11 protein-coding genes are annotated in these 15,334 nt (G+C 73.5%); all 11 read left to right on the forward strand.

Annotated elements, in window-relative coordinates; genetic code table 11:
* Positions 1–150: 150 nt before the first annotated feature.
* Positions 151–2,061, forward strand: coding sequence for a peptidoglycan D,D-transpeptidase FtsI family protein (locus tag CSR00_RS26730; protein ID WP_099025424.1), 1,911 nt, complete (start codon positions 151–153; stop codon positions 2,059–2,061).
* Positions 2,062–2,210: 149 nt separating this feature from the next.
* Positions 2,211–3,767 carry a UDP-N-acetylmuramoyl-L-alanyl-D-glutamate--2,6-diaminopimelate ligase gene (locus CSR00_RS26735; protein ID WP_099025431.1) on the forward strand — a complete coding sequence of 519 codons (1,557 nt, stop codon included), beginning with the start codon at positions 2,211–2,213 and terminating at the stop codon, positions 3,765–3,767.
* Positions 3,764–5,365 (forward strand): UDP-N-acetylmuramoyl-tripeptide--D-alanyl-D-alanine ligase, encoded by a 1,602-nt coding sequence (locus tag CSR00_RS26740; RefSeq protein ID WP_099025425.1) that lies wholly within the window; start codon positions 3,764–3,766, stop codon positions 5,363–5,365. Before CSR00_RS26735 ends, CSR00_RS26740 begins: the two co-directional genes overlap by 4 nt.
* The gene (mraY, locus tag CSR00_RS26745) at positions 5,362–6,441 is read left to right on the forward strand and encodes a phospho-N-acetylmuramoyl-pentapeptide-transferase (protein ID WP_099025426.1); all 1,080 of its coding nucleotides are present in this window, start codon (positions 5,362–5,364) and stop codon (positions 6,439–6,441) included. Before CSR00_RS26740 ends, mraY begins: the two co-directional genes overlap by 4 nt.
* Position 6,442: 1 nt before the next feature.
* Entirely contained in the window at positions 6,443–7,915 is a 1,473-nt protein-coding gene (murD, locus tag CSR00_RS26750) for a UDP-N-acetylmuramoyl-L-alanine--D-glutamate ligase (RefSeq protein WP_099025427.1), read from the forward strand.
* A gap of 8 nt (positions 7,916–7,923) precedes the next feature.
* Entirely contained in the window at positions 7,924–9,759 is a 1,836-nt protein-coding gene (gene ftsW, locus CSR00_RS26755; protein ID WP_176562281.1) for a putative lipid II flippase FtsW, read from the forward strand.
* Positions 9,756–10,931 (forward strand): undecaprenyldiphospho-muramoylpentapeptide beta-N-acetylglucosaminyltransferase, encoded by a 1,176-nt coding sequence (murG, locus tag CSR00_RS26760; protein ID WP_099025428.1) that lies wholly within the window; start codon positions 9,756–9,758, stop codon positions 10,929–10,931. The genes ftsW and murG overlap by 4 nt, the downstream gene beginning before the upstream one ends.
* A gap of 35 nt (positions 10,932–10,966) precedes the next feature.
* Entirely contained in the window at positions 10,967–12,388 is a 1,422-nt protein-coding gene (gene murC / locus CSR00_RS26765; protein ID WP_099025432.1) for a UDP-N-acetylmuramate--L-alanine ligase, read from the forward strand.
* A complete protein-coding gene (locus CSR00_RS26770) occupies positions 12,385–13,383 on the forward strand; it encodes a cell division protein FtsQ/DivIB (protein WP_099025429.1) in 999 nt (332 codons plus the stop codon). Before murC ends, CSR00_RS26770 begins: the two co-directional genes overlap by 4 nt.
* A 326-nt stretch (positions 13,384–13,709) precedes the next feature.
* Positions 13,710–14,891, forward strand: coding sequence for a cell division protein FtsZ (gene ftsZ / locus CSR00_RS26775; protein ID WP_099025430.1), 1,182 nt, complete (start codon positions 13,710–13,712; stop codon positions 14,889–14,891).
* A 60-nt stretch (positions 14,892–14,951) separates the two neighbouring features.
* On the forward strand, positions 14,952–15,334 hold a 383-nt coding region (locus CSR00_RS26780; RefSeq protein WP_176562283.1), incomplete at its 3' end, for a purine nucleoside phosphorylase YfiH/LACC1 family protein.

The raw sequence follows: 15,334 nt of genomic DNA on the forward strand, positions 1-15,334 counted from the left end.
CCCGGTGGCCACGCCGCCGGCCCCGGCGATCGCCCCGGCCCCGGCCGCACCGCCGGCCGTGCCGGCGCCGGCCGCACCGCCGGCCGTGCCGGCCCCGGTGCCGGCTCCCGCCGCCGCGGCCGCGCCGGTCGCTCCCGCCGGGGCGCCGGCGTGAGCCGCGCCGAGCGCAAGCGGGGTGCCAAGAAGCCCGCCGTTGCGGGCCAGCAGGGCAGGCCCGCGGACGCCCGGCGGATCCGCGAGCCTCAGATCCCGGGCCTGCGCACCTCCTCGTTCGGTTTCCGGCAGCGCGGCGGGAACATCGTCATCCTGGTGCTGCTGCTGGTCGCCTCGGTGCAGCTGTTCAACCTGCAGGTGCCCCGCGCGGCCGGACTGCGCGCGGAGGCCGCCGGCCAGCTGAAGGTCACCGACGTCGAGAAGGCGATGCGGGGCACCATCGTGGACCGAAACTTCGACAAGCTGGCCTTCACGATCGAGGCCAGGGCCCTGACCTTCCAACCGATCCGCATCCGCAAGCAGCTCGAAGAGGCCCGGCAGAAGTCGTCGGCGGCCCCGGAGCCCCAGACGCGCCTGCGGGAGATCGCCCGGGAGGTGGCCGCGCGGCTGGACAACAAGCCCGACGCGGCAACGGTGCTCAAGAAGCTCAAGAGCAATCAGACATTCGTCTACCTGGCCCGGGCGGTGGACCCGGCGATCGCCGGCGCCATCACCGAGAAGTTCCCCGAGGTGGGCTCCGAACGCCAGGACCTCCGGCAGTACCCGGGTGGCTCGCTGGCGGCCAACATCGTCGGCGGGATCGACTGGGACGGGCACGGTCTGCTCGGCCTGGAGGACTCTCTGGACGCCGTGCTCGCCGGCACCGACGGGTCCATCACCTACGACCGCGGATCCGACGGCGTGGTGATCCCGGGCAGCTACCGCAACCGGCACGACGCGGTCGACGGCTCCACGGTGCAGCTGACCATCGACGACGACATCCAGTTCCACGTCCAGCAGCAGGTGCAGATGGCCAAGGACGCCTCCGGGGCCAAGAACGTCTCGGCGGTCGTGCTGGACGCCAAGACCGGTGAGGTGCTGGCGATGTCGAACGACAACACCTTCGACCCCTCCCAGGACGTCGGCCGCCAACAGGACAAGCAGCTGGGCAACCTGTCGGTGTCCTCGCCGTTCGAGCCCGGGTCGGTCAACAAGGTCGTCACGATGGCCACCGCGATCGACCTCGGGCTGACCACCCCCGATGAGGTGCTGCAGGTCCCGGGCTCGATCAACATGGGCGGGGTCACCGTGCACGACGCCTGGAACCACGGCGTGATGCCCTACACCACCACCGGAGTCCTGGGGAAGTCCTCCAACGTCGGGACCCTGATGCTCGCCCAGCGCATCGGCCCGGAGCGCTACGCCGACATGCTGGAGAAGTTCGGCCTCGGCCAGCGCACCGGGGTCGGGCTGCCCGGCGAGAGCGCGGGCCTGGTCCCGCCGATCGACCAGTGGTCGGGCAGCACGTTCTCCAACCTGCCCATCGGCCAGGGCCTGTCGATGACGCTGCTGCAGATGGCGGGCATGTACCAGACCATCGCCAACGACGGCGTGCGGGTGCCGCCGCGCATCATCAAGGCGACCATCGCCCCGGACGGCACCCGCAAGGCCGAACCGCGGCCCGAGGGCGTGCGGGTCGTCTCGGCGCAGACCGCGCGCACCGTGCGCAACATGCTGCGCGCGGTCGTGCAGCGCGACCCGATGGGATACCAGCAGGGCACCGGGCCCCAGGCGGCGGTCGAGGGCTACCAGATGGCCGGCAAGACCGGGACCGCCCAGCAGATCAACCCGGCCTGCGGCTGCTACTACAGCGACGTCTACTGGATCACCTTCGCGGGACTGGCCACCGCGGACGATCCGCGCTACGTGGTGGGCATCATGATGGACGCCCCGCACCGCGCGGCCGACGGGTCCCCGGGCTCCTCGGCGGCCCCGCTGTTCCACAACATCGCGTCATGGTTGATGCAGCGGGAGAACGTGCCGCTCTCGGCGGACCCGGGCCCGGAACTCGTGCTGCAGGCCGACTGAGCCGGCCCCGCCCGGCCCCACCGGTCCGGCGCCGCGGCGCAACGGGGCCCCGGCCCCTGGGTAGGGTGTCTTGGCCGGAACGGGCAACGCCGCGCGCCGGCGCGACGGGGCCCGAGAGTACGGAGCCGAGAAATACGGAGGTGATGCGGATGTCCACGCCGCTTCGTCCCGACGGCTCCGCGGGGGTCGCCCTGCCGGCCCTGGCCGCCTCTGCCGGCGCGGTCGCCGCACACGGCGGCCACGTCGCCGACGTCACCGTCACCGGGGTCACCCTCCGGGCGCAGGACGCCCACCCCGGTGACCTCTTCGCGGCGCTGCCCGGGTCCACCTCGCACGGCGCGCGCTACGCCCCCGACGCGGTCTCCCGCGGCGCGGTCGCGGTCCTGACCGACGCCGCCGGGGTCGCACTGCTGGGTGAGCTGCCCGGGGTGGCCGTGGTTGTTCACCCGGATCCGCGCGCGGTCCTCGGCGGGCTGGCCGCGCAGGTCTACGGGCAGCCTTCCGACCACATCACGGTCATCGGTGTCACCGGCACCTCCGGCAAGACCACCACGACGTACCTGATCGAGGCCGGGCTGCGGGCCGCCGGACGCACGGCCGGGCTGGTCGGCACCGTCGGGGTGCGCATCGCGGGCGCCGACGTGCCCAGCGCACTGACCACCCCCGAGGCCCCGGCGCTGCAGGCGCTGCTGGCGCTGATGGGCCAGCGTGGTGTGGATACCGCCGTCATGGAGGTCTCCAGCCACGCCCTCGAACTCGGGCGTGTCGACGGGGTCCGGTTCGCGGTCGGCGCGTTCACCAACCTCTCGCGGGACCACCTCGACTTCCACCCCAGCATGGCCGACTACTTCGAGGCCAAGGCCCGGCTGTTCGATCCGGCCTCACCGCTGCACGCCGAACGGGCGGTGATCTGCGTCGACGACGACGCCGGACGGGCGATGGCGGCGCGGGCCGGTGCCGCGGCCGGTGCGGAATCCGGCGCGGCCGCCCTGGTCACCGTCTCGGTGACCGGTCGCGCGGACTGGACCGCCGAGGACGTGCTGCACCTGCCCACCGGCGCCCAGGAGTTCACCGCGGTCGACCCCGCCGGCGTCCACCACCGCATCGGTGTCGGGTTGCCCGGCACCTTCAACGTCGCCAACAGCCTGGTGGCCCTGGCCGTGCTGGACGCCGTCGGTGTCGCCCCCGAGCAGGCCGCGCCGGGCCTGCGCCAGGCGCAGGTGCCAGGGCGGCTGGAATCGGTCGACCGGGGTCAGGACTTTCTGGCCCTGGTCGACTACGCGCACAAACCCGGTGCCCTGCAGGCGGTGCTGGACACCCTGCGGCGACGGCCGACCACGGCACGACTGGCGGTGGTGTTCGGCGCCGGCGGCAACCGTGACCCCGGAAAACGGGCCCCGATGGGTGCGATCGCCGCCGCCGCGGCCGACCTGGTGGTGGTCACCGACGACAACCCGCGCGACGAGGATCCGGCGGCGATCCGGGCCGAGATCCTCGCCGGCGCCCGCGACGCCGGCGGGGCGGGCGAGCTGGTCGAGATCGCCGACCGGCGGGCCGCGATCGAACATGCCGTGGCCTGGGCGGGCCCCGGCGACGTCGTGCTCGTCGCCGGCAAGGGACACGAGTCCGGGCAGACCGCGGCCGGGCAGACCCGGCCCTTCGACGACCGGTCCGAGCTGGCGGCCGCGCTGGAGGCGGCCCGGTGATCGACCTGACCCTCGCCCAGATCGCCGAGATCGTCGGCGGTGAACTGGCCGACATCTCGGCCGCCGAGGCCCAGCGCACCCACGTCACGGGCACCGTGGAATTCGACTCGCGCGCGGTCACCGCCGGCGGGCTGTTCCTGGCCCTGCCCGGGGCCCGCAGCGACGGCCACGACCATGCCGCCGCGGCGGTGGCCGCCGGTGCGGTGGCCGTCCTGGCGGCCCGCCCGGTCGGTGTGCCGGCGATCGTGGTGGCACCGGGCGGCGGTGGCGACCGTTCGGCCAGCGTCCTGGAGCACGACCGCGACGGCTCCGGGGCCGCGGTCCTGGCGGCACTGGCCACGCTCGCGGGCGTGGTGGCGCGCCGGCTGGCCGCGGGCGGGCTGCGGATCATCGGCGTCACCGGTTCGTCGGGCAAGACCTCGACGAAGGACCTGCTGGCCGCGGTGCTGGCCCCGCTCGGCGAGGTGGTGGCCCCGCCGGGGTCGTTCAACAACGAACTCGGCCACCCCTGGACGGTGTTGCGGGCCACCGCCGACACCGACTTCCTGGTGCTGGAGATGTCGGCCCGCCACCCCGGCAACATCGCCGCGCTGGCGCGGATCGCCCCGCCGCAGATCGCGGTGGTGCTCAACGTGGGCACCGCGCATCTGGGCGAGTTCGGTTCCCGGCAGGCCATCGCGGACACCAAATCCGAATTGCCCCAAGCAGTTTCGGAGTACGGCGTGGTGGTGCTCAACGTCGACGACTCGGCGGTCGCCGCGATGGCGGCCACGACCCCGGCGCGGGTCGTGCGGGTCAGCCGCGACCGCGACCCGGAAGGGGCCGCGGTGTGGGCCGAGGACGTCGTCCTCGACGAGCTGGCCCGGCCGCGGTTCACCCTGCACCGTCGCGGCCCCGGCGACGACGGTGGCGGGCCCGAGGTGGCCGTGCCGGTGACCCTGGCCGTCCACGGCGATCACCAGGTCTCCAACGCGCTGTGCGCGGCCGCGGTGGCCTTCGAATGCGGTGCCACCGGCGACCAGGTGGCCGCCGCGCTGGCCGCCGCGGGGCCGGTCTCGCAGCACCGGATGGCGGTGTCGACCCGCCCCGACGGGGTCACCGTCATCAACGACGCCTACAACGCCAACCCGGACTCGATGCGCGCCGGCCTGCAGGCGCTGGCCTGGATGGCCCGCGGCGGCGGCGCACCGCGGCGCAGCGTCGCGGTGCTCGGTGAGATGGCCGAACTCGGCGACGACGCGATTTCCGAACACGATCGCGTCGGCCGGCTGGCGGTGCGCTTAGATGTCTCTCGACTTGTCGTCGTCGGAACCGGGAGGGCTATGAGCGCCATGCACCATGGGGCGGTCATGGAGGGATCGTGGGGATCGGAGGTCGTGCAGGTCGACGACGCCGATGCCGCGCTGGCGCTGCTGCGGGCCGAACTGCACCCCGGTGACGTGGTCCTGGTCAAGGCGTCGAACTCCGCCCGCCTCGGTGACCTGGCCGAAGCCCTCATCGATCCGGGGGCCGATCCGGGGGCCGATCCGGGGGCCGGTTCGGGGGCCGATCCGGTGGCCGAAGACGGGGCCGAATCCGCTGGGGACGGGTCCCGATGAGGCTGATCCTCATCGCCGTCGGCCTCTCGCTGGCGGTGTCGATCCTGCTCACCCCGGTGCTGATCCGGCTGTTCACCCGGCAGGGCTTCGGCCACGAGATCCGCGAGGACGGGCCCCCGAGCCACAAGACCAAGCGGGGTACCCCCTCGATGGGCGGCGTGGCGATCCTGGCCGGTATCTGGGCCGGCTATCTGGGCACCCACCTGGTGGGAGTGGCCCTGGACGGGACGGGCCCGTCGGCGTCGGGGCTGTTGGTGCTGGGCCTGGCCACCGCACTGGGCGCCGTCGGATTCGTCGACGACCTCATCAAGATCCGCCGTTCGCGCAACCTGGGCCTGAACAAGACCGCCAAGACCGTCGGACAGATCACCGCCGCGGTGCTGTTCGGAATCCTGGTGCTGGGCTTCCGCAACGGCAACGGGCTGACCCCGGCCAGCCCCGAGCTGTCCTATGTCCGCGAGATCGCCACCGTGACGCTCGCCCCGGCGCTGTTCGTCCTGTTCGTGGTGCTGGTCGTCTCGGCCTGGTCCAACGCGGTCAACTTCACCGACGGGCTGGACGGCCTGGCCGCGGGCAGCATGGGGATGGTCACCGCCGCCTACGTGCTGATCACGTTCTGGCAGTACCGCAACGCCTGCGCCACGGCGCCCGGTCTGGGCTGCTACAACGTCCGCGACCCGCTGGACCTGGCCCTGGTGGCGGCGGCCACCGCCGGCGCCTGCATCGGGTTCCTGTGGTGGAACGCGGCGCCGGCCAAGATCTTCATGGGCGACACCGGTTCGCTGGCGCTGGGCGGCATCATCGCCGGCATCTCGGTGACCAGCCGCACCGAGATCCTCGCCGTGGTGCTCGGGGCCCTGTTCGTCGCCGAGATCGTCTCGGTGATCGTGCAGATCCTGGCGTTCCGCACCACCGGCCGACGGGTGTTCCGGATGGCGCCGTTCCACCACCACTTCGAACTGGTCGGCTGGGCCGAGACGACGGTGATCATCCGGTTCTGGCTGCTGACGGCGATCGCCTGCGGCCTGGGGGTGGCGCTCTTCTACGGCGAGTGGCTCTCCGCGATCGGGGATTGAGATGACCGGACCGGGCCTGGGGCCGTTGGTGTCCGGGGCGCGCGTGCTGGTGGTGGGTGCCGGTGTGACCGGGCGCGCGCTGCTGGCCGCGCTGGCCCCGCTGGGGGTGCGCGCCGAGCTGACCGACGACAACCCCGCGGCCGCGCAGCGGCTGGCCGGCGACGCGGTGAGGGTGGTCGCCGCCGAGGAGGCCGCGGCGCGGGTGGGGGAGTACGCGCTGGTGCTGGTCAGCCCCGGACTGCCGCCGACGGCACCGATCCCGGTGGCCGCGGCCGCGGCCGGGGTGCCGGTCTGGGGTGACGTGGAGCTGGCCTGGCGGCTGGACGCCGCGGGCACCTACGGTCCGCCGCGGCGCTGGTTGGTGGTCACCGGGACCAACGGCAAGACGACGACCACCTCGATGCTGCACGCGATGCTGGTCGCCGACGGACGGACCAGTCTGCTGTGCGGCAACATCGGTGATCCGGTGCTCGATGTGCTCGGCGAGCCGGCCGAGTTGCTGGCCGTGGAGCTGTCCAGCTTCCAGCTGTACTGGGCGCCCTCGCTGCGCCCGGAGGCCGGCGCGGTGCTCAACGTGGCCGAGGACCATCTGGACTGGCACGGCGGCATGGCGTCCTACGCGGCGGCCAAGGCCCGCGCCCTGGCCGGCCGGGTCGCGGTGGTGGGCGGCGACGACCCGGTCGCGGCGGGCCTGCTGGCCGGGTCGCCGGCCGAGGTGAAGGTGGCCTTCACGCTGGCCGAGCCGGCCCGCGGGGAGCTGGGCGTGCGCGCGGGCATGCTGGTCGACAACGCGTTCACGGCCTTCACGGCCGGCGCGCCGGTCGAGTTGGCGCCGACGTCCTCGATCCCGGTGGCCGGGCCGGTGGGGCGCCTCGACGCGCTGGGGGCGGCCGCGCTGGCGCGGGCCGTCGGGGTGCGCCCGCAGGCCATCGCCGAGGCGCTGGCGTCGTTCCGGGTGGGCCGCCACCGGGCCGAGGTGGTCGCGGTCGGCGACGGTGTCACCTATGTCGATGATTCCAAGGCCACCAACCCGCACGCGGCCGAGGCGTCGATCCTGGCCTACCCCCGGGTGGTGTGGATCGCCGGTGGACTGCTCAAGGGCGCCGCGGTCGACGAGCTGGTGACCAGGGTGGCCGACCGGCTGGTCGCGGCGATCCTGATCGGCCGGGACCGGCACACGGTTGCCAACGCGTTATCACGACACGCGCCCGATGTCCCCGTCGTCGAGGTTGTTACGGGGGAGGATGCTGGGGTGCATGGGACAAATGAGTTGGGTGTGACTCATGTGGTTAATGTGACCAACGATTCGGTCGGTGAGCGGGTCATGGCCGAGGTGGTCACGGTGGCGCGCCGCTACGCCACCGCCGGCGACACGGTGTTGCTGGCGCCGGCCGGCGCGTCCTTCGACCAGTTCGCCAGCTACGCCGACCGCGGCGACCAGTTCGCCGCCGCGGCCCGCGCCCACCTCCGGTAATCCAGGCGATGACCGGCCTTCTGACCCGCTGGCGCCGGCGGACCGACCAGGGCGATTCCCCCGACGGCCCGGCCGATCCGGCCGCCGAGCCGGACGGGAGCGCCCCCCGCCCCGAGTCCACTGGATCCACTGAATCCGGATCCGCGGGGGCCGGAGCCGCGGGGGCCGCGCAGTCGACGGGCCCGCGCCACCGGATGGGAACCTGGCTGAGCCGGCCCATGACGTCCTTCCATCTGATCGTGGCGGTGGCGGCCCTGCTCACGACCATGGGCCTGATCATGGTGCTCTCGGCCTCGGGGGTGTACTCCTATGACTCCGATGGTTCGCCGTGGGCGGTCTTCGGCCGCCAGTTGCTGTGGACGGCCGTGGGGCTGGTCGCCTTCTACGCCGCGCTGAGGATGCCGGTCTCGATGCTGCGCCGGCTGGCGTTCCCCGGCTTCGCCTTCACCGTGGTGCTGCTGGTGCTGGTGCTGATCCCGGGGGTCGGTAAGGTGGCCAACGGTTCACGCGGGTGGTTCGTCATCGCCGGGTTCTCGATGCAGCCCTCCGAGCTGGCGAAGATCGCCTTCGCGATCTGGGGGGCCCACCTGCTGGCGACCCGCCGGATGGAGCACGCGTCGCTGCGCGAGATGCTCATTCCGCTGATCCCGGCCGCAGTCATCACGCTGGGGCTGATCGTGGCCCAGCCCGACCTCGGCCAGACGGTGTCGCTCGGGGTGATCCTGCTGGCCCTGCTGTGGTACGCCGGGCTGCCGCTGCGGGTGTTCCTGACCTCGCTTTTGTCGGTGCTGGCCGCGGGCGCGGTGCTGGCGATGGCCGAGGGATACCGCTCGGCGCGGGTGCAGTCGTGGCTCAACCCCTCCGCCGACGCCCAGGGGGCCGGCTACCAGGCGCGGCAGGCCAAGTTCGCGCTGGCCAACGGCGGGGTGTTCGGTGACGGACTGGGTCAGGGCACCGCCAAATACAACTACCTGCCCAACGCGCACAACGACTTCATCTTCGCCATCATCGGCGAGGAGCTGGGCTTCATCGGGGCGTTCGGCCTGCTGTGCCTGTTCGGTCTGTTGGCCTACACCGGGATGCGCATCGCCCGGCGCTCGGCGGACCCGTTCCTGCGCCTGCTCACCGCCACCACGACGATGTGGATCATCGGGCAGGTCTTCATCAACGTCGGGTATGTGGTGGGCCTGCTGCCGGTCACCGGCCTGCAGCTGCCACTGATCTCGGCGGGCGGAACGTCGACGGCCACCACGCTGCTGATGATCGGGGTGATCGCCAACGCGGCGCGCCATGAGCCCGAGGCCGTGGCGGCCCTGCGGGCCGGCCGCGACGACCGGATGAACCGTCTGCTGCGTCTGCCGCTGCCCGCACCGTACGTGCCCTCCCGGGTGGAGGCGCTGCGCGACCGGCTGCGGTCCAAGCCCAAGGCGGTCAGGTCGGCCAAGCCCGCCTCGCGCGCCCCGAAGCCCGTCAAGGCCGCCAAGCCGGCCGGGGCGATCAAGGCCGCCAAACCGGCCAGGGCGGTCAAGGCTGCCCGACAGCCGGACAGGCGGCCGGTGCATCATGGAGACGGCCCACCGCGGCGCGGCGCCGCGGCGGCGGCCAAGGGCAGGGCCGGCGCGCCGGCCAAGGGCAGAGCCGCCGTGGCGGCCAAGGGCAGCGCCGAGTCCGGCCGCCGGGGTTCGGCGAAGGGCCCGGTGAAGGGCTCGGCGAAGGGCCGGGGCAAGGCGCGGGAGACCGTGCGAGCCCAGCCGCGGGACAGGGTCCGGGGCGGCTCGGCGAAGGGTTCGGAGAAGGGCCGGCGGGCCGGCAGACAGGTACTGGAAGGTCAGCGTCACGGGTGAACGACTCGGTCACGGAGCCGACTGCCGGTGCTGCGTTCTCGGTGGTACTGGCCGGTGGCGGCACGGCCGGACACGTCGAGCCCGCGATGGCGGTGGCCGACGCGCTGCGGGCGCTGCACCCCGACATCGCGATCACCGCGCTGGGCACCGCGCGGGGGCTGGAGACCCGGTTGGTGCCCGAACGCGGCTACCGGCTCGAGCTCATCACGCCGGTGCCGTTGCCGCGCAAGCCCACCGGTGATCTGGTCCGGCTTCCGGGCCGGGTGCGCCGGGCGGTCCGCCAGACGCGTGCCGTGCTCGACGACGTCGACGCCGACGTGGTGATCGGGTTCGGCGGGTATGTGGCACTGCCGGCCTACCTGGCGGCACGCGGCGGGCTGCGCCGCCGGCGGGTGCCGGTCGTGGTCCACGAGGCCAATGCCAGCGCCGGCATCGCCAACAAGGTCGGGGCGCGCTCGGCGCGCCGGGTGCTCTCGGCGGTGCCCGACGCGGGTCTCGGGCCCGCCGAGGTGGTCGGGGTCCCGGTGCGCGAGAGCATCACCGGTCTGGACCGCCGGGCGCTGCGGGCGCAGGCGCGTGCCCATTTCGGTTTCGCCGAGGACGCGCGGGTGCTGCTGGTCTTCGGCGGGTCGCAGGGTGCGGCGTCGATCAACCGGGCCGTCGCCGGCGCGGCGCCGGCGCTGGCGGCCCGCGGGATCTCGGTCCTGCACGCGCACGGGCCCAAGAACACCCTGGAGCTGCCGGCCCGCGGTCCCGGGGCGCCGCCCTACGTGGCGGTTCCGTATCTGAGCCGGATGGACCTGGCCTACGCGGCGGCCGACCTGGCGATCTGCCGATCCGGGGCGATGACGGTGGCCGAGGTGTCGGCCGTCGGGCTGCCGGCGGTCTACGTACCGCTGCCGATCGGCAACGGTGAACAGCGCCTCAACGCCATGCCGGTGGTCGACGCCGGCGGTGGACTGTCGATCCCCGACGCAGGGCTGACCCCGGAATTCGTCGCCGAGACGGTGGCCGGGCTGCTCAGCGATGACGATCGGCTGACGGCGATGACCACCGCCGCCGCGCTCGCCGGACACCGCGACGCCGCCCGGCGGGTGGCGCGGGTGGCGCTCGAGGTGGCCCAGGAGGCCCGAGCGGGCGGCGCGCGGCGACCCCAGGGGCAGGCCCGGTGAGCGCCCCGCTGCCCGAGGAGCTGCGCCGCGTCCACATGGTCGGTATCGGCGGGGCGGGCATGTCCGGGATCGCGCGCATTCTGCTCGACCGCGGCGCGTTGGTGTCGGGATCGGACGCCAAGGAGTCGCGCGGGGTGGTCGCCCTGCGCGCACGCGGCGCCGAGATCAGGATCGGCCACGACGCGGCGGCGCTGGATCTGCTGCCCGGCGGCCCCACCGCGGTGATCACCACCCACGCCGCGATACCCAAGACCAACCCCGAGCTGGTCGAGGCCCGGCGCCGGGCCATCCCGGTGGTCCTGCGGCCGCTGGTGCTGGCCAAACTGATGGCCGGCCACACGACGCTGATGGTCACCGGCACACACGGCAAGACGACGACGACGTCGATGCTGATCGTGGCGCTGCAGCACGCCGGCAAGGACCCGTCCTTCGCCGTGGGCGGAGAGCTCGGCGAGGCCGGCACCAACGCCCACCACGGCAGCGGCGGCTTCTTCGTCGCCGAGGCCGACGAGAGCGACGGCTCGCTGCTGGAATACGCCCCCGACGTCGCGGTGGTCACCAACATCGAGGCCGACCACCTGGACTTCTTCGGCACCCCGGAGGCGTACTCGGCGGTCTTCGACGCGTTCGTCGAGCGGATCTCGCCCGGCGGTGCGCTGGTGGTGTGCGTCGATGATCCGGGTGCGGCCGCGTTGGCCGCGCGTGCGGCCGCCGAGGGCGTGCGGGTGCTGGCCTACGGAACGCCCGGGGCGGCTCCGGAGGGCATCGAGCTGGCCGGTGCGCTGCTGAGCTGGCAGCAGCAGGGCACCGGCGCGGTCGCCGAGATCCAGCTGGCGGGGGAGCCGCAGCCCCGCGCGCTGCGGCTGTCGGTGCCGGGACGGCATATGGCCCTCAACGCGCTGGGCGCGCTGCTGGCCGCCGCGGAGGCCGGCGCCCCCGTGGCGGCGGTCCTGGACGGCCTGGCCGGTTTCGAGGGGGTGCGGCGGCGCTTCGAGCTGGTCGGCACGGCCACCGGTGTCCGCATCTTCGACGACTACGCCCACCACCCGACCGAGGTGCGCGCGGTGCTGTCCGCGCTGCGCACGGTGACCGAACAGGCCGGGGGAGGCCGGGTGCTGGCGGTGTTCCAGCCCCACCTCTACACGCGGACGCGGGACTTCGCCCGGGACTTCGGGGCGGCGCTCAGCGGTGCGGACCGGGCCTTCGTGCTCGACGTCTACGCCGCCCGCGAGCAACCGCTGCCGGGTGTCAGCGGTGTCACCGTCGCCGAGCACGTCACGTCGCCGGTCAGCTACGAGCCGGACTTCTCGGCGGTGGCCGCCCGGGTGGCCGAGGTGGCGCGACCCGGTGACGTCATCGTCACCATGGGCGCCGGCGACGTCACCATGCTGGGCCCCGAGATCCTGGCCGAGGTGCAGCTGCGCGGGGCGCCGGGGCAGCCGGGGGCGGGGACATGACCGAGCCGCGGGATGCGCCGCCGCAGGCGTCGACCCGGGACACCGCGGCCGGCGAGGCGCTGACCGAGGAAGCCCTGACCGAGGCCCTGACCGAGGACGCCCCGGCCGGCGCCGGGCCCGAGGCCGCTCGGGCGGAGACCGTCGGGGACGCCGGGGACGCCGGGGCGGGGCAGGACGAGGATTTCGAGGGACCGCGCCGGCGGGCCCGCCGCGAACGCGCCGAGCGCCGCGCCGCCCAGGACCGCGCCCGGGCCATCGAGGACGCCCGGCGCGAGGCCAAACGCCGGCTGCAGGACGTGCCGGCCAACCCCAGACCCGACACCCGGCGTGCGGTGCGCGGGCTGAAGATGCTGGTGTGGGCGGTGCTGTTGACCGTCACCGCGGTGGCGCTGGGGCTGGTGCTCTACTTCACGCCGCTGATGTCGGCCCGCTCGATCGTCGTCACCGGCACCGAGGCGGTGCCCCGCGAGGAGGTCATCGCCGCCGCCGACGTGGCGCCGGGGACCCCGCTGTTGCAGATCGACACCGATCAGGTGGCCAACCGGGTGGCGACCATCCGGCGGGTGGCCAGCGTGCGGGTGCAGCGCGAGTACCCGTCGGCACTGCGGATCACCGTCGTGGAGCGGGTGCCGATCGCGGTGAAGGACTTCCCCGACGGGCCGCACGTCTACGACCGTGACGGGGTGGATTTCGCCACCGGCCCGGCGCCGCCGGCGCTGCCGTACCTCGACGTGGACAATCCGGGTCCCGACGACCCGCCGACGAAGGCGGCGCTGACGGTGCTGACCACGCTGCGTCCCGAGGTCGCAGCCCAGGTGGGCCGGATCGCGGCACCGTCGGTGGCCTCGATCACGCTGACCCTGACCGACGGCCGCACGGTCATCTGGGGCACCAACGACCGCACCGATGAGAAGGCCGAGACGCTGGCCGCGCTGCTGACCCAGCCGGGCCAGACCTACGACGTGTCGAGCCCGGACCTGCCGACGGTCAAGTAGGCGGCGACCGCCGGGCGGTCAGTTGGGCGCTGACCGCCGGGCGGTCAGGTGGGCGGCGACCGCCGGGCGGTCAAGTAGGAGGCGACCGCCGGGCGGTCAAGAGGTCAGTCGCGCCGCGCGCCCGTCTCGGGGCCGCTGTCCGGGGCGGATCGGCCGAAAATTCGCCACGCCGTGTCGGCGCGCCTGCGGGGTTCACCGTGATAACCGCCCTACGGTTCTGGTTACGCGGAACTACTTGACATAACTCTAAGCCTATGGTTGAGGTTGAGGGTTTACCGATCAGGAGTTTCGGCTGGCAGACACTTACCCAGGGAGGAAGGCGACCGATGACCCCCCCGCATAACTACCTCGCCGTGATCAAGGTGGTCGGCATCGGCGGCGGCGGCGTCAACGCCGTCAACCGCATGATCGAACAGGGCCTCAAGGGCGTCGAGTTCATCGCCATCAACACCGACGCGCAGGCGTTGTTGATGAGCGATGCCGACGTCAAGCTCGACGTCGGCCGTGACTCCACCCGGGGCCTGGGCGCCGGCGCGGACCCCGAGGTCGGGCGCAAGGCCGCCGAAGACGCCAAGGACGAGATCGAGGAGCTGCTGCGCGGCGCCGACATGGTCTTCGTCACCGCCGGGGAGGGCGGCGGCACGGGCACCGGCGGCGCCCCGGTGGTGGCCACCATCGCCCGCAAGCTGGGTGCGCTGACCGTGGGCGTGGTGACCCGGCCGTTCTCCTTCGAGGGCAAGCGGCGCTCCAACCAGGCCGAGTCCGGTATCGGCGCGCTGCGCGAGAGCTGCGACACGCTGATCGTCATCCCCAACGACCGGCTGCTGCAGATGGGCGATGCCGCGGTCTCGCTGATGGACGCGTTCCGCAGTGCCGACGAGGTGCTGCTCAACGGCGTGCAGGGCATCACCGACCTGATCACCACCCCCGGGCTGATCAACGTCGACTTCGCCGACGTCAAGGGCATCATGAGCGGCGCGGGCACGGCCCTGATGGGCATCGGCGCCGCCCGCGGCGACGGTCGTGCGCTCAAGGCCGCCGAAGTGGCCATCAACTCCCCGCTGCTGGAGGCCTCGATGGAGGGCGCCCAGGGCGTGCTGATGTCCATCGCCGGTGGCAGTGACCTGGGCCTGTTCGAGATCAACGAGGCCGCCTCGCTGGTGCAGGACGCCGCCCACGCCGACGCCAACATCATCTTCGGCACCGTCATCGACGATTCGCTGGGCGACGAGGTGCGGGTGACGGTCATCGCCGCCGGGTTCGAGGCCGGATCACCCGCGCGCAAACCCGTGGTCGGGCAGGGCGGGACCGCCCCGGCGCCCGGGTCGGGTCAGTCGATCGCCTCGGGGCGGGCCGGCAAGGTGTCCTCGGCGCTGTTCGAGCCCGCCGACGCCGCCAGCGTTCCCCCGCACACCAACGGGGCCACCGTCCGCGTCGGCGGCGGCGACGGTGACGACGGCGGTATTGCCGATGACGATGTCGACGTGCCCCCCTTCATGCGGCACTAGGGCGCGGATGCCCGTCGCCGGGAGGCGTCGGGGTGGTGCCGACCCGGGATACTGGCGACCGTGAGCTTCTCCGTTCGTCGCGTGACCACGACCCGGGCCGGCGGCGTGTCCGCCCCGCCGTTCGACACCTTCAACCTCGGCGACCACGTCGGGGACGATCCGGCCGCCGTGGCGGCCAACCGCCGGCGGCTGGGCGCCGCGATCGGACTCGGCCCCCAGCGGGTGGTCTGGATGAACCAGGTCCACTCCGACCACGTCGAATTCGTCGATGCCCCAGTGGAATCGGCGGTCGAGAACACCGACGCACTGGTGACCGCGACCCCGCGGCTGGCGCTGGCGGTGGTGACCGCCGACTGCGTGCCGGTGCTGCTGGCCGATGCGCGTGCCGGGGTGGTGGGCGGTGTCGTCTACACATCGGACGCGGCGGACGATACGACGTGGGG

Source organism: Mycolicibacterium palauense (assembly GCF_002592005.1).
Classification (GTDB): Bacteria; Actinomycetota; Actinomycetes; order Mycobacteriales; family Mycobacteriaceae; genus Mycobacterium; species Mycobacterium palauense.